Annotated in this window: 14 protein-coding genes; 4 read left to right on the top strand and 10 right to left on the bottom strand. The window is 43.3% G+C overall.

Annotated features, from left to right (window positions below; translation table 11 throughout):
• Nucleotide 1: 1 nt before the first annotated feature.
• The 5 genes from tpiA to rlmE form a co-directional block, all read right to left on the bottom strand.
• Nucleotides 2–751, bottom strand: a complete 750-nt coding sequence (gene tpiA / locus B6N13_RS19120; RefSeq protein ID WP_012068741.1) for a triose-phosphate isomerase — start codon at nt 749–751, stop codon at nt 2–4.
• An 89-nt stretch (nt 752–840) separates the two neighbouring features.
• Nucleotides 841–2,187, bottom strand: coding sequence for a phosphoglucosamine mutase (glmM, locus tag B6N13_RS19115; RefSeq protein ID WP_012068740.1), 1,347 nt, complete (start codon nt 2,185–2,187; stop codon nt 841–843).
• Entirely contained in the window at nt 2,187–3,020 is an 834-nt protein-coding gene (folP, locus tag B6N13_RS19110; RefSeq protein ID WP_169460302.1) for a dihydropteroate synthase, read from the bottom strand. Before folP ends, glmM begins: the two co-directional genes overlap by 1 nt.
• Before the next feature lie 34 nt (nt 3,021–3,054).
• Nucleotides 3,055–5,043, bottom strand: a complete 1,989-nt coding sequence (gene ftsH, locus B6N13_RS19105) for an ATP-dependent zinc metalloprotease FtsH (protein ID WP_048813921.1) — start codon at nt 5,041–5,043, stop codon at nt 3,055–3,057.
• A 60-nt stretch (nt 5,044–5,103) separates the two neighbouring features.
• On the bottom strand, nt 5,104–5,724 hold the full coding sequence (gene rlmE, locus B6N13_RS19100; protein ID WP_083766318.1) for a 23S rRNA (uridine(2552)-2'-O)-methyltransferase RlmE: 621 nt from the start codon (nt 5,722–5,724) through the stop codon (nt 5,104–5,106).
• Between the two features lie 99 nt (nt 5,725–5,823).
• Between rlmE and B6N13_RS19095 the strand changes: the two genes are divergently transcribed.
• Nucleotides 5,824–6,126, top strand: coding sequence for a YhbY family RNA-binding protein (locus B6N13_RS19095; RefSeq protein ID WP_012068736.1), 303 nt, complete (start codon nt 5,824–5,826; stop codon nt 6,124–6,126).
• 102 nt (nt 6,127–6,228) lie between these two features.
• Nucleotides 6,229–7,071: a hypothetical protein gene (locus B6N13_RS19090; RefSeq protein ID WP_169460301.1), complete on the top strand. Its 843-nt coding sequence runs from the start codon at nt 6,229–6,231 to the stop codon at nt 7,069–7,071.
• A gap of 69 nt (nt 7,072–7,140) precedes the next feature.
• Here B6N13_RS19090 and B6N13_RS19085 read toward each other — a convergent pair whose 3' ends face one another.
• Nucleotides 7,141–10,248 (bottom strand): efflux RND transporter permease subunit, encoded by a 3,108-nt coding sequence (locus B6N13_RS19085; RefSeq protein ID WP_012068734.1) that lies wholly within the window; start codon nt 10,246–10,248, stop codon nt 7,141–7,143.
• A gap of 36 nt (nt 10,249–10,284) precedes the next feature.
• Nucleotides 10,285–11,439 (bottom strand): efflux RND transporter periplasmic adaptor subunit, encoded by a 1,155-nt coding sequence (locus tag B6N13_RS19080; RefSeq protein WP_169460300.1) that lies wholly within the window; start codon nt 11,437–11,439, stop codon nt 10,285–10,287.
• A gap of 114 nt (nt 11,440–11,553) precedes the next feature.
• Between B6N13_RS19080 and B6N13_RS19075 the strand changes: the two genes are divergently transcribed.
• Nucleotides 11,554–12,288: a response regulator gene (locus B6N13_RS19075; protein WP_169460299.1), complete on the top strand. Its 735-nt coding sequence runs from the start codon at nt 11,554–11,556 to the stop codon at nt 12,286–12,288.
• The gene (locus tag B6N13_RS19070) at nt 12,285–13,358 is read left to right on the top strand and encodes an ATP-binding protein (RefSeq protein WP_169460298.1); all 1,074 of its coding nucleotides are present in this window, start codon (nt 12,285–12,287) and stop codon (nt 13,356–13,358) included. The genes B6N13_RS19075 and B6N13_RS19070 overlap by 4 nt, the downstream gene beginning before the upstream one ends.
• Nucleotides 13,359–13,432: 74 nt before the next feature.
• Here the strand turns inward: B6N13_RS19070 and erpA are convergent, their stop codons facing one another.
• From erpA to B6N13_RS19055, 3 genes are all read right to left on the bottom strand, one after another.
• Nucleotides 13,433–13,780, bottom strand: coding sequence for an iron-sulfur cluster insertion protein ErpA (erpA, locus tag B6N13_RS19065; RefSeq protein WP_211172942.1), 348 nt, complete (start codon nt 13,778–13,780; stop codon nt 13,433–13,435).
• A 69-nt stretch (nt 13,781–13,849) separates the two neighbouring features.
• Nucleotides 13,850–15,436, bottom strand: coding sequence for a peptide chain release factor 3 (locus B6N13_RS19060; protein ID WP_169460296.1), 1,587 nt, complete (start codon nt 15,434–15,436; stop codon nt 13,850–13,852).
• Between the two features lie 256 nt (nt 15,437–15,692).
• Nucleotides 15,693–16,340: a LexA family transcriptional regulator gene (locus tag B6N13_RS19055; RefSeq protein WP_000854920.1), complete on the bottom strand. Its 648-nt coding sequence runs from the start codon at nt 16,338–16,340 to the stop codon at nt 15,693–15,695.
• Nucleotides 16,341–16,359: the final 19 nt, after the last annotated feature.

Genomic DNA, 16,359 nt, shown 5'->3' with positions numbered 1-16,359 from the left:
ATTAACCTGCTGTTTTTACAATCGCGATAAATTCTTTTGCATCAAGAGATGCACCACCAACAAGAGCACCATCTACATCAGGCATTTGAAACAAAGCCGAGCTCGTTGATGCTTTAACACTTCCACCATACAAAATCTGAACTTTTTGAGAAACAGACTCAGATGATTTAGCTAAAAAAGACCGAATAGATTCATGAACCTCTTGTGCCTGTTCTGCACTAGCTGACAAGCCAGTTCCTATTGCCCACACCGGCTCATAAGCAATAACCAACTGCTCAAAAGAGGCAATCCCCACAAGATCAATGACAGCTTGAAGTTGCTGTTCGCAAATCTCTAGCGTTTTACCTGACTCTCGTTCCGCCAATGTTTCACCGATACACAGCATCGGGGTTAAACCAGAATCTAAAACAGTTTTCACTTTAGAAGCGACAAGCTCATTTGTTTCACCATAAAGAGAACGTCTCTCTGAATGACCAAGCAACACATACTTAACCCCAAAGTCACCCAACATAGAAGTAGACACTTCACCTGTAAAGGCGCCCTTTACTTCCTGGCTAACATTCTGCGCAGCTAAAACTATGCTACTAGCAGATATCAAACCATCAACTTGCGACAAATAGGGAAAAGATGGAGCAACAACCACTTCAGAGCTAGAACTGTCCATCTCAAGCAAACCGCTAATCAGTGAAACAATAGACTCTTTCGAGCCATTCATTTTCCAGTTACCAGCCACTATTTTCTGACGAATCATATCCTAACCCCTAAATTCGAGGCGCCCATTCTATGGAATGGGCGCTTTGGTTTCAAGTATTTATTGTCATTCGATACATAAAATTCGTTTTATGTATCTGCTTTAGCTGAAACGACAGAATTAACTTCTTCAACTAAATATTCAACAAGCTCATCTACAGTATCATTATCCCGACCCTCGACCATAACTCGAATCAAAGGTTCAGTACCAGAGGCCCTAAGCAATACACGACCCAAGCCATTTAGGCGCTCATTTGCTACGGCAATTGCTTTTTGCAAAGTTGGCTCTTCATTTGGAACAAAACGCTTAGCCACACGAATATTTTTCAACTTCTGTGGAAATTTAACCAAGCCAACCAAAAGCTCATCAAGCGCCTTCCCCTCTTCAACCATCGCACGAAGCACCTGAAGAGCAGCAATGATACCATCGCCTGTCGTAGTAATTGAGCGGCATACGATATGCCCGGATGGCTCACCACCCAATACCCAACCGTGCTGCATCAATTTTTCATTGACATACCTATCTCCAACCGCAGCTCGACTAAAGCCAATACCCGTTTCAGAGAACGCCAATTCCAAGCCGAAGTTACTCATCAGAGTACCAACAACACCACCGCTAAAACGCCCAGTACGCATCAGGTGATTGGCAATAATATATAGAATATCATCGCCATCGCGCACCACACCGTGACGATCCACCAATATCAAGCGATCACCATCACCATCAAGCGCGATACCAAGATCTGCTTCTTCAGCTAACACATTTTTGCGTAACAACTCAGGCTTAGTCGCACCACTAAATTCATTAATATTCAATCCATCAGGATTAACGCCAATCGATATAACTTCAGCCCCTAACTCTGAAAACACGCGAGGTGCAACGTGATAGGTAGCACCATCAGCACAATCGACAACGATTTTAAGACCACTTAACTGCAAGCCAATAGGAAACGTACCTTTACAATACTCAATGTAGCGCCCTGCGGCATCATCAATACGTTTCGCACGACCAATTTGACTTGACTCAACCACTTCCATTGGTTGCTCAAGAAAATACTCAATCCGCTCTTCTAGCTCATCCGAGATTTTTCCACCTTCAGCAGAAAAAAACTTAATGCCATTATCAGTATAAGGATTATGAGAGGCACTAATAACAATCCCTGCACTTGCGCGGAATGTGCGAGTAAGATATGCAATCGCAGGCGTTGGCATAGGACCAACTAAACGCACATCCGCACCGGCCGCAACAATGCCAGACTCAAGCGCAGACTCAAACATGTAACCAGAAATACGCGTATCTTTCCCTATCAGAATTTTCTTATCATTTTCTTTAAAAACCTGGCCAGCCGCCCAACCAAGCTTAAGCATAAACTCAGGCGTAATTGGCGTCGTACCAACTTTCCCACGAATTCCATCTGTACCAAAATACTTGCGCATTAAATCTCTCTCTCAATACGAGACATTAGCGCCAACATTTCAACATGCGGCCTAACGTCATGAACCCTAAAAATACGAGCCCCCTTCAAATAGGCAGAAGCATTTGCCCCCATAGTGCCATATAAGCGCTCTTCAACAGGCAGACCCAAAGCCTCCCCAATCATAGTTTTTCTCGAAAGACCAATAAGGACATCAAAGCCCATACCAGTGAATAGCTCGGTGTGCTTCAGCAAGGATAAATTATGCGCCAACGTTTTTCCGAACCCAATACCAGGATCCAAAATAATGCGAGACCGAGCAATTCCCGCCGACTCACAGGCATCAACCCTAGACAATAAGTAACTCGATACTTCATCAACCACCGAAGCATAATCTGGCTTATCTTGCATGGTCTGCGGCATACCTTTCATATGCATTAGGCAAATCGGCAAATCCGTTTGAGCCGCAGCATTCAGTGCTCCCTCTCGTTCAAGAGCCCTGACATCATTGATTAAGCCCATACCCAGACGAGCGGCTCCCTCAATCACCTCGGTAGTACTAGTATCTACCGACACCACAATATCAAAACGTTTTTTTATGGCTGCTACAATTGGCAAAACTCGATCTAGCTCTTGCTGAACCGATACAGGCAAAGCACCTGGGCGAGTTGACTCGCCACCGACATCAACAATGCTAGCTCCTTCCTGAATCATCTTTTCAGTCTGGCGCAAAGCACTATCTAAAGAGTTAAAAGCACCACCATCAGAAAAAGAATCTGGCGTGACATTTAGAATCCCCATTACATGAGGAAGGGACAAGTCTAGCGACTTGTCCCCAAAAGGCATTAACGACATGAAAAAGCCATATCAATCAGTTAATAATGAAAGGTTATTCACCTGCAGGTTTAGGTGAAGTCTGCCCTGAATTAGAATCCACATTTTCAGAGTCTGTGCCATTCTCCGAAGCACTAACATCTGATGTAGCATCCACTTCATCAATTTCTTGATTAGCGCCACCTTTCGGAGTATTTGCACTAGGGTCAGACCAACCTTCCGGAGCAGAAGGCTTCTTTCCATCCATAATTTCTTTGATCTGCTTGGCATCAATGGTCTCATATTGCATCAAGGCTTCTGCCATAACATCAAGTTTAGAACGGTTTTCCTCTAAAATATGAGTCGCTTTGGCATAGCAGCGAGTAATAATATCTTGAACCTCAGCATCTATAATCTTACCCGTTTCAGGCGAGAAATAGTTTGCTTTACTTCCAGTTGGCCCAGAAATGTAGCCACCATTATTATCATCTTCTTCATAGGCGAACGGGCCAAGCTTTTCAGACAACCCCCACTTAGTGACCATGTTGCGGGCTATACTAGTTGCGCGCTCAATATCGTTTGATGCACCAGTAGAAACACCATCAAAGCCATGAATCATTTCTTCAGCAATACGGCCACCGTACAAACTACAAACCTGACTTTCTAGGCCACGCTTACTAATGCTGTATTTATCTTCTTCAGGCAAATACATAGTGACACCAAGCGCACGACCACGAGGAATAATAGACACTTTGTATACTGGATCATGCTCTGGCATCAAGTAACCAATAATGGTATGACCAGCCTCATGATAAGCAGTATTAAGCTTCTCTTTATCACTCATCACCATGGTTTTACGTTCAGCACCCATGAGAATTTTGTCTTTTGCTAACTCAAGCTGCTCCATATTTACTAATCTGCGATTAGAACGAGCCGCAAACAAGGCTGCTTCGTTAACTAAGTTCGCCAAATCAGCACCAGAGAAACCTGGCGTACCACGAGCAATGTTTTTTGGTTCCACATCATCGTCACAAGGTACTTTGCGCAAATGCACTTTTAGAATCTGTTCGCGACCACGAATGTCAGGCAAACCTACTTGCACTTGACGATCAAAACGACCAGGACGCAGCAAAGCTGGATCCAAGACATCTGGACGGTTTGTCGCAGCAATAACGATAATACCTTCGTTACCTTCGAAACCATCCATCTCAACCAATAACTGGTTTAATGTCTGCTCACGTTCATCGTTACCACCACCCATACCGGAACCACGGTTACGACCAACAGCATCAATCTCATCGATAAAGATAATGCATGGTGCGTGCTTCTTCGCCTGTTCAAACATATCACGAACACGAGACGCACCCACACCAACAAACATTTCAACAAAGTCAGAACCAGAAATAGTAAAAAATGGTACTTTTGCTTCACCGGCAATGGCTTTAGCCAGCAAGGTTTTACCCGTACCTGGAGGCCCGCACATCAAGATACCACGAGGTATTTTACCGCCTAGTCGCTGAAATTTACTTGGCTCGCGAAGAAAATCCACCAACTCTGAGGTATCTTCTTTTGCTTCGTCACAACCTGCGACATCTGCAAAAGTTGTTTTAATTTGATCTTCAGGCAAAAGGCGTGCTTTGGATTTACCAAAAGACATCGGGCCGCCCTTGCCGCCACCACCGCCTTGCATTTGGCGCATGAAAAACATGAAGATGGCAAGAATAAGAAGAATAGGAAAACTGGCAACTAATAGTTGAGTCCAAATACTTTGCTGTTCAGGCATACGCCCTTCAACAATCACATTATTGCTAAGCAAATCATCCATTATTTTTGGATCAGCTGCCGCTGGACGCACAGTATCAAAAGTGTCACCACTAGTTCGGCTGCCGCTAATGGTATAACCATCAACAACAACTTTAGCTATACGGCCATCTTGGACTTCTTTCACAAACTCAGAATAAGAAATTCGATTTGTGTCAGATGTCGTATTAAAGTTATTAAACACAGTTAGTAGTACAGCAGCTATCACCAACCACAACAGTATATTTTTCAGCATATCGTTCAAGAGCACACCTCTTAACGGTTATTTTAAATGTTCCTAGTAATCATACCAGAACATATCCCATTAACCTTTATATTGTCTTCCTAATAAGTAAACTTCGCGACTTCTTGCTCGCGATGCATCCGGTTTACGCGTCACTACGGAGTCAAATTGAGCCCGCATGGTTTTGAGATATTCTTCAAATCCCTCCCCCTGAAACACTTTTACCAGAAAATTTCCACCTGGACGTAACACTTGAGCCGCCATATCCAAGGCAAGTTCTACAAGATACATAGCCTGTGGCTGATCAGAAGAACTGTTACCACTCATATTGGGGGCCATATCTGAAATTACAAGATCTGCTTTTTTATCTCCAATTTCAGCCAAAATAGCCTCGTACACTTCTTGCTCAGTAAAATCCCCCTGAACAAAACTTACACCAGGCAAAGGCGCCATTTCCAAAATATCAGAAGCAACAATCGTCCCGTGATCGCCCACCAGCTTTGCTGCTACTTGAGACCAACCACCAGGAGCGGCACCAAGATCAACAACACGCATAGCTGGCTTAAACAACTTATCCTTATCGTTAATTTCTATCAGCTTATAACTCGCTCTAGAGCGATAACCATCTTGTTGGGATTTTTTGACATACGGATCGTCAAAATGTTCCTTCATCCAATTATTACTACTTTTTGATCTTGCCACGTTTTCATCATACCTAAATCAGTCAATATTCCGCTATAATATCGCTTAACCTCTAAAGCCTCCAATAAAGAGGGTCAACTAATATGAGAAATTTTTACTATGAGTCTTACAAACGCCCAAAAAAAGCAATATCGCCTAATCGGCCACGCACTTAATCCTGTGGTTATGATTGCGGGCAACGGTTTAACAGAAACCGTTCTCACTGAAATCGATCGTGCTCTTGAAGATCACGAACTGATTAAAATACGCATCAGTATTACGGATCGCGAAGTTCGCACCGCATTGATTGAAGAAATCAATAAAATAATGAAGTCTGAAACCGTACAAACCATTGGTAAAGTAGCACTTTTCTACCGCGCAGCCTTAAAACCAAATCCAAAGCTGTCCAACTTACTTCGTTAAAACAAAACTTAGAGATAGTCTTTTTTGTTTAAAAAACAGACTATCTCTAAACTCTTCAAAATTACGGCCGATACCTTTGACAGCTAACAAAGGAGTCGTACCATGCTATTTATAGAGGCGTTAAATAGAGCAAGCACTCAACCGAACGAGAAAAAGTTGATTTCTAGAGCTAAATATCGCCCTGTAATCAGCAATAAAGACTCTGTCGACTTAAGTTCCGCTGCGCACCAAGTAAAGGAAATACATCTAGATAGTCAAAACAAATCCCCACTCACTGCATCAACAAGTGTTTTTGCCAACCTTATTGAACATGTATTAAGTCATCTTATAAACGGTAATGCGCATCTGCATTCTCCAGAAGAACTTAATTTAGACACAAAAGATTGGAAACTCTTTCTACAAGTCCCTCCAATGACAAAAGAGAAGGACAACAAATCAGTAGAATATGTTGCACCAGAAGTACTACAGCGGCCACCAGCCAAACAACTAATATTCCATATCCCAGTAAAGCCGTCTTACGGTATTCCTGTAGAGATGACCGTATTATTGTCACCTCATAATGGCTCACCGGAAGCACCAAGCATTTTTTACACGTCCCCTAAGGAAAACTGGCTACCAGTATTACGCACCCCCTATCCGCCTGAATTTCTCGAACAGCAAATCACTCACTATCACATACTACTTGATCAAGATGGCGAGCCAGACCAATTATCACCACTTTATACACACATCAATCAAAGTAAAGTAATGGGCGAAGACTCTTTTTCACCTCATACTTTTGGCTTACGTATTTGGAGAGCAAAAAACAACACTTTAACACCTGTTGTTTTAGGAGATAGTCAAATTGGCTTATTGTTTGTTGGTCATTTCAAACCAATTGAAGGAAACCCGATTAGTGAAGAAGAAAGAGCCCGGCAAGCAAGCAACCTTTATACAAAGGCGTAACACTCAAAACCACACAACCCACTCACACCCTGTATGAGCGGGCTTATTATCCAGCAACTCAAAAATAATTTAATCCAATGCTCGCCATCGGCTAATGCGCTCTTGAAGCCCTATTACAAAAACAAAAAACACGGGAACGAAGAAGACGGCCAATACGGTCGCACTGATAATCCCACCCAATACTCCAGTACCAATCGCGCGCTGTGTTTCAGCACTGGCCCCAGAAGCAATCACTAAGGGAACAACTCCCAAACCAAAGGCAAGAGATGTCATTAAAATAGGGCGCAACCTAAGACGAGCAGCAATCATAGCTGACTCAATCAGCCCCTCCCCTTGTTCACGCAACTGCTTAGCAAACTCAACAATTAAGATCGCGTTTTTGGCAGAAAGACCAATCACCGTAATCATACCAACTTTAAAGAAAACATCATTTGGCATCTCACGAAGCAGAACGGCGATAACCGCACCAAGCAAACCAAGTGGCACAACCAACATAACAGAAAGCGGGATAGACCAACTTTCATACAATGCGGCCAATACCAAAAACACCACCAACATGGATAACGCCATTAATAGAGGAGCTTGAGATGACGACTGGCGCTCTTGAAGTGACTGCCCACTCCAAGCAACCGCAAAGCCTGCTGGCAATTGATCCACTAAACGCTCCATTTCCTGCATGGCATCACCACTAGAAAAGCCTGCTGCTGCCGCACCAGAAATGCGTATTGCTGGAAAACCTTGATAGCGAGTTAACTGCAAAGGCGTTTCTGTCCAAACCGGAGTAACCACTTCTGATAGAGGAACCATGCCACCACTAATATTGCGCACGTATAGGTTAAGCACATCTTCTATCTGCATTCGTGCCGATGCATCGGCTTGTAAAATAACCTGCTGCATGCGCCCCGCATTTGGAAAATCACTAACATAAGTTGATCCCATCGCCGTAGAAAGCGTGTCACTAATACTGCTGAACGACACCCCCATGGCCTCTGCTTTAAGGCGATTAATATTCAGCTGAATACTTACACCCGAAGGTAAACCATCTGGATAGACACCAGTCACAACCTTACTTTGTGCCGCCAACGTAAGCAGTTTTGTTTCCGCTTCTTTTAATGCCTCATAGCCTCGATTGGCACGATCCTGCAAACGCATAGAGAAGCCTGAGCTAGTATCTAACTCATCGATTGCTGGAGGCATTAGACTCATCGCTGAGCCTTCAGAAATATCCACCATAGCCTGCTGCGCAAGAGATACCTCTTCTTGCAAAGTAGTATATTCTCTATCTTTCCAATCTTTTAGAACAGTAAAGGCCATCGCTGCGTTCGAACCTGAACCAGAAAAACCAAAACCTAAAATAGATAGATTAGACGCAATAGCAGGACGCGAAGCGATATACTCTTCAAACACTTCCACTACATCCAACGTACGTTCGCTAGTCGCGTCAGCAGGCAACTGAATGGTCGTCATGAAATAACCCTGATCTTCTTCCGGTAAAAATGACGTCGGTAACTGTCGTAAAGCGAGAATTAATATAGCTACGATAACTATAAAGATCATCATCATTCGCCCTGTTCGGGCTACCAACTTACCAACACAAGAAACGTAGCCTTTCGTCATACTATCAAACGTTCGATTGAACCAACCAAAGAACCCTGTTTTCTTAAAGTCTTTCTCTGTGTGAGGTTTAAGCAAGGTAGCACAAAGCGCTGGTGTAAGAGTCAAAGCCAAAAATGCGGAAAACAAAATAGACACGGCCATGGAAAGTGAAAACTGCTGATAAATCACTCCAACAGAACCACTAGCAAAAGCCATAGGAATAAATACTGCGGTTAACACTAAAGTAATACTAACCACCGCACCAGTTATCTGCCTCATTGCCTTGACTGTCGCATCCTTCGGACTCAACCCTTCTTTAGCCATAATCCGCTCGACATTTTCCACCACAACAATCGCATCATCGACAATAATGCCAATGGCCAGCACCATGCCAAACATCGTCAACACGTTGATAGAAAAGCCTGCCAACAGCATAATTGAGAAAGTTCCCAATAAAGCAATCGGCGCAACGATTGCTGGAATTAAGGTATAGCGAATGTTCTGCAAAAACAAAAACATCACAAGGAATACCAACGCCATCGCCTCAAGTAGGGTATAAATTACTTTCTCAATCGAAACTTTGACAAAAGGTGCCGTGTTAAAAGGGATGGAGTAACTCATACCTGCCGGCATGGTTCGCCCCAACTCTTCCATACGAGCCAACACCTTATTTGAGGTACTAACAGCGTTAGCGCCAGGAGCCAATTGAATAGCCGCCGAAGTGGATACTTTGCCATTTTCACGATTACTAAAGCCGTAAGATTGGGCCCCTATCTCAACTCTCGCGACATCACTCAACACAATTTTCGAACCGTCTGTGCGAGCTCTCACGACAATACTGGCAAACTCTTCAGGTGAGCTCAATTGCCCTTGAACAGTCAACGGCACAGTAACTCGCTGTCCAATTACTGAAGGCGACGCACCAACACTACCAGGAGCAATTTGTGTATTTTGCTGAGTAATAGCAGTCGTTAGATCTGCCATAGTCAAACCATAAGACGTCAACTTATTTGGGTCTACCCAGATCCTCATTGCCTGCTCAGAACCAAACAGCTGTACATTACCTACACCATCGATGCGACGAAACTCTTCCAACAGATTGCGTGACATATAGTCACTCAACGACGTTTCAGTAAAACGCCCATCATCGGATTTAAGGCCGACGATCATAAGAAAGCTCGACGTTGCTGATTCGACACTCAAGCCATTTTGACGAACTGCCTGAGGTAGACGTGCTTCAACTGCTTTAATCTTGTTTTGCACATCGACCTGAGCCAACTTAGGATCTGTACCCGGCTTAAATGTCACCGTAATAGAAGCGGATCCAGAGCCATCTGCTGAGGATTCGAAATACAACATATTCTTTACGCCTGAAAGCTCGCGTTCAATCAAACTCAAAACAGCATCATTCATTGTCTGAGGATTCGCGCCAGGGTAGGTCGCCATAATACTGACTGACGGAGGAGCAATAGATGGATAACGAGCGATCGGCAATTGTGGAATTGACAATACACCACCCAAAATAATAAATAAGGCAAGCACCCAAGCAAATATGGGGCGATGAATGAAAAACTGAGCCATAAACATGCTTCCTGTAAAACAAGTAGAACTGTAGAATTAATGAGCAATCGCAGAGACTGACTTGTTCGACGTCCATTCTTGTACGCGAACTTCCATACCATTCACCAACCGATCCATTCCTTCGACAACAATTTTCTGGCCTGCCATTACCCCCGCCTTCAAGCGGTAATATCTATCAACCAACTCCCCTAATTCGACTGGAATGAGACGCACCTGACTATTTTCATCGATAACCCACACCTGCGATTGCCCCTCAAAACGGACTATCGCCTGTTGAGGTAACATCAAAGCCTTGTCGTAATAACTACGATCCACTTTGGCCTGCACAAACATCCCAGGTAAAAGCTGCTGCCCTGAGTTGTCTATTAGCACCCGCAACAACACATCTCCCGTACCGGCATCAACACTAATACCTGAAAATACGATATATCCTTTTAAGTCATAAGGTTCGCCGTTAGAACGTAAAACCGATACTAGCAAGCCATCTTCTACTCCCTGTTTCGTTAACGCTTTCTGTAAGGATTCAAGAGAAGATGCAGGACGTCGCAAATCAAGATAAACCTGATCGATCTGCTGAATTCGTGCCATTGGACTGCTATCCGTACTGCTAACCAACGCCCCTTCTGACACTAAAGTCTGATCAATACGACCAGAAATAGGAGCTTCTACGGTGGCAAATGTTAAATCGAGTTTACGACGTGCTAGCGTCGCCCGCGCTTGTGCGACCTCAGCCAACGCTTGGTCTCGTTTAAAAACCTCATCGTCGTACACTTGGCGACTGATTGAATTAGAGTTAAGTAATGAGTTCAATCGCACTATTTGCTTTTGAGAATGCGCCAATGAGAGTTCCGCCCGCTTAAGAGCAGCAGTCGCACTATCAACTTCTGCTAAAAAAGGTGCCGGATTAATTTGGTATAAAGGCTGACCTGCTTTTACATCACTACCTTGATCAAAGAGCTTTTCTTGTACAATTCCACCAATCTGAGCGCGAATTTCAGCGATTCGTACCGGAGCGACTCGACCTGATAATGTGTCCCTCACAGTTAACGCCTCAGGCGTTAAAGAAACCGCCGACACTAAAGGTGTCGATACCAAAAGCTCTTTGCTTGATTGCGACTGATCGCAAGCGGTCAGAATAAAAGCTAATACCGCAATCATTCCATAGCGGGTACTACTAAGGTTAAATTTCATCGAAAATCCTATACCTTCTAAGGCAAGTAAACATTGAATAATCTAAATTCTACTTTTACTAAATGGAGCTATGGCCGAGAATGTATGTAGATTTGATGGAGATGAACACTTTTTATGAATAACGAGATAATAGGTTCAGCAATAAACACTGATACCCAAGCAACGATACTAATTGCGGAAGATGAACTTGATATTGCAGAAATTCTGATTGCCTATTTAGAGAAATCTGGCATGCGCACTTTACATGCAAACAATGGCTTTCAAGCGCTGGAACTTCATTTAGAACATAAACCGGATATTGTTTTACTAGATGTCCAGATGCCTAAACTTGACGGCTGGCGAGTACTTTCTGAGATTCGTCACCGCGGCAATACCCCTATAATAATGCTAACCGCCATGGATCAAGATATCGATAAACTCATGGGACTGCGTATCGGGGCAGACGATTATGTCGTCAAACCCTTTAACCCAGCTGAAGTAGTGGCGCGAACTCAAGCAGTATTGCGCCGAACGATGATGAAAGAATCTTTGTCACAAAAAACTCTGCAGGTGGGTCCATTACACATTGATATAGAAAACCATTCAGTTTCGGTAGAGCAAGAAGGCGAGCACTTAAACATCACACTAACACTGACTGAATTCAAGCTCTTAGCACTTATGGCTCGCACACCAAAGCGGGCCTATAGTAGAACTGAACTATTAGAAAGCTGCTTACCTGAAGGCGATACATTAGAACGCACAGTGGATAGCCATATCAGTAAACTACGAAAAAAATTAGAGTTAGTTGGCGTTACAGATACTCCTGTTGGCGTAAGAGGCATTGGCTATCGCTTATGGGATCAAAAATGAAAATAGCTGGATTAAGCGGCAAAATCATTGCTTCAATGATTGCTATCACCTTACTTGCGGTATTGCTTGTGTTCTTTACAGCGTATCTTTTTTACTATTTCATGGATACATTTTGGCCAGATTATATCTTTGTAGACAGCTATATTCCTGCGGCACCAGAACTCATCTGGCTAGCAGGAACAACCATCATAGCACTGACAATAGCCGTAGCCGTAGCCGTCAATTTGGCACGTCATATTTTATCTCCACTCAACTCCGTTACGAAAGGCATTCGCCTTCTCGCAGCAGGCGATTTGTCGGCGAGAGCAACGTCATTCAATAATGCACAAAATGAAACAAATCAGCTTATTCGTGATTTTAATTTACTCGCAGAGAAATTAGAACGAATGACCAACGAGCAAAGATTTTGGAACGCAGCCATTGCCCACGAATTACGAACACCCGTCACTATTTTATATGGTCGTTTACAAGGTATGCTCGACGGCATATTTACCCCAGATAACCATCAATTACGCAGTTTATTAGTACAGGTGGATGGATTAAAAAATCTTGTAGAAGATTTACGAGTCGTCAGCCTAGAAGAAAGTGGTCATCTAAATTTAAGATCACAATATATCAATTTAAATACAGAAATCACCTCGGTTGTCGAGTTCATGAAAGACTCTCTAGCCAAAGCACATCAATATGTGGAACTAGATCTAGCCGTAAAAGATGCTTCTTGTGACCCTGTTAGAATCAGACAAGCACTCATCGCACTACTTACCAATGCCATCAAACATGCTGTACCAGGTTGCATTAAGATTCAAACACGAAGCACACAGAACTCACTGACTCTATGTGTAGAAGATGAAGGCCCCGGTATTGCTGAAGCCTTAGCACCACATGTATTCACCGCATTCAGACGCTCATCTGACAGTAACGCAACAGGAAGTGGTTTAGGTTTGGCTGTGGTTGCTGCTATTGCTAGAGCACATAATGGCGAAGCCAGTTGCCACCCAACAGCACAAGGCGGTACACGGTTTGAAATGCGCTGGCCATATAATCAAATAGCACAAGCCGAAAAGCGGTAACAATCAAATAAAAAAACCTTCCACACGAATAACGTGTGGAAGGTTTATTTTTTTATCAATTGTTTTATCAGAAGCTAAATACTAAAACTTGCACCACAACCACATGTAGATGTGGCGTTAGGGTTTTGCACAACGAAGCGCGCACCTTCTAAGTTTTCTTTATAATCTACTTCCGATCCAACAAGATATTGGAAGCTTAATGGGTCAACAACCAAAGTAACTCCATTACGCTTTATTTCTGTATCGTCTTCTTGATGATCTTCATCAAACGTAAAACCATACTGAAAGCCGGAACAACCGCCCCCCGTCACATAAACACGCAACATAAGTCGATCATTTTCTTCTTCTTCAATTAACGATTGCAACTTTGCAGCTGCTGCGTCTGTAAATTCAATAGGATCAATCGATTCAACCATGCTCATTCCAATACCACTAAAACCATTTCGATAAATGAATTATCCGCTTATCCGAGTAATTTAGTCAAGTATTGATCAATGTTCACGCGTTGAGTGGAATCGAACTTGAGGCCATTTTTCTTCTGCCATCATCAAATTCACTCGAGTTGGTGCCAAATACGTCAAATGCCCGCCACCATCAATCGCTAAGTTATCTCTACACTTGTTTTTAAACTCTTCAAATTTCTTAGCATCATCACACTCAACCCAACGTGCCGAGTTGACGTTTACCGCTTCATAAATACATTCCACTTTGTATTCGTCTTTCAAACGGTACGCGACAACTTCATATTGCAGCTGACCAACTGCACCAACAATGAGCTCATTATTACGTTGAGGCATGAATAACTGAGTGGAACCTTCTTCAGAAAGTTGCTGTAAACCTTTTTGTAAAGCTTTCATTTTCATCGGATCTTTTAAGCGTACACGGCGGAATAACTCAGGCGCAAAGTGAGGAATACCTGTGAACTTTAAATCTTCACCTTCCGTAAAAGTATCACCTATCTGGATCGTACCATGGTTATGCAAACCAATAATGTCACCAGAGAAGGCCTCTTCAACCCCCTCACGATCCCCTGCTGTAAAAGATACCGCATCCGTCACTTTAATATCTTTACCAATACGGCAATGGCGTATTTTCATGCCACGACTATAGGTTCCAGAACACACTCGCATAAACGCAATACGGTCTCGGTGTTTAGGGTCCATGTTGGCTTGAATTTTAAAAATGAAGCCTGAGAACTTCTCTTCCTTCGCCTCAACTTTACGACTATTGGTTTCGCGATCAATGGGCGCAGGAGCCCATTCAACAAAGCCATCCAACATTTCACGAACACCAAAGTTCGACAATGCTGTACCAAAAAATACCGGAGTGAGTTCACCTCTCAAATAAGCGTCATGGTCAAATTCATGACTCGCTCCACGAACCAACTCAATCTCGTCGACATAAGACTCCCAATCATCACCAAGCAATTCTTTTGCTTCATTAGACTGCAAACCTTCGATACGAATATCATCCATCAAGGTATGACCGCGTCCACGAACAAAAACATGGATAGTATCGGTATAAAGGTTATAAACCCCTTTAAAGAAATCACTCATGCCGATGGGCCAAGTAATAGGAGCCGCTGCGATTTTTAGGACTTCTTCTACTTCATCTAACAATTCAATCGGATCACGAATATCACGATCCATTTTGTTGATGAAAGTCAAAATAGGCGTGTCACGTAAACGACAAACGTCCATCAATTTGATAGTACGATCCTCTACACCTTTCGCACCATCGATGATCATCAATACAGAGTCAACTGCAGTAAGTGTGCGGTAAGTATCTTCCGAGAAGTCTTCGTGTCCAGGTGTATCAAGCAAATTAACAATACGATCTTTGTATGGAAATTGCATCACAGAAGAGGTAATTGAGATACCACGCTGTTTTTCCATTGCCATCCAGTCAGATGTAGCGTGCTTATCACCTTTACGACCTTTTACAGAACCAGCTGTTTGAATCAGCTGACCAAGCAGCAAAAGCTTTTCAGTGATGGTGGTTTTACCGGCGTCAGGGTGGGAGATGATAGCAAAGGTCCTTCGCTTATTGATTTCATTAAGAAAATCTTGGTTTGCCATGTATAAATTCTTTTAGTTTGTACACGGATTTGTACACACTTTTGGAAGTACTCTCTTTTCAGTTCTTCGCTTGTCAAATCCGTCGTGTTAATCGTAATTGGCCGCTATTTTCGCTGATCTTGACTTTATAAACAATCAATGGTTATCTAATCGGTTACCATTTACTCTCAGCGTGCGCCAATGCTCAGTTGTAGCTGTTTGCAATCGTTGCTTCTTCAGCTCATGAACAACTGTGGCTAAACCACAAATTCCTTCGCTACCAAAAATCGATGATAGCTTGTCGTACTACACCAATGATGGTGCAGTTGCCGTTGATCGGTATTGCAGGGTATTGTGGGTTCAAAGGTTTTAGGTACTTCTGTTCACCATCAATAACCAACTGCTTAAAGGTTGCTTCTTTCGAATCATCCAAACGCGCAACAACCAATGAACCTGAAGAGTACGGTAACTCAGGATCAACAACGATCACTGCTCCCTCAGGTATGGATTTTTTTCCGCTTGGATTTTCCATACTGTCGCCTTTTACGCGAAGTGCGAAACAACCCTCATGTGCTTTCCCAGTGACTTCACGCCACTCCTCAGCATCTTCATGGGCAAATCCCTCCGCTATTTCAGTCCAATCACCGGCCTGAACCCAGTTAATGAGAGGAATTCTTCCCTTAATATCAGGCCCGACTTCTACATTACCGACCCCCAAGCCAATCTCGCCATCACCTGTGGCGAGCCAATGAGCATTCACGCGAAGCGCCTCCGCGATCTGCATGGTGTAACGAGACCTAGCCGATTTACCAGAGCAAATCTGGCTGATCGACTGCTGTTTGATACCAATGCGACGAGCCAACTCAGACTGAGTCACCCCAGTAAGCTGCAAGGCATGGTTTAGTCGTTCGGATAAAGTTTTCATAAGCCCGTATTCTACAAAT

This window comes from Marinomonas sp. UCMA 3892, from assembly GCF_012726345.1.
In the GTDB taxonomy this organism is placed as follows: domain Bacteria; phylum Pseudomonadota; class Gammaproteobacteria; order Pseudomonadales; family Marinomonadaceae; genus Marinomonas.
This window is presented reverse-complemented; position numbering and strand designations above follow the sequence as displayed.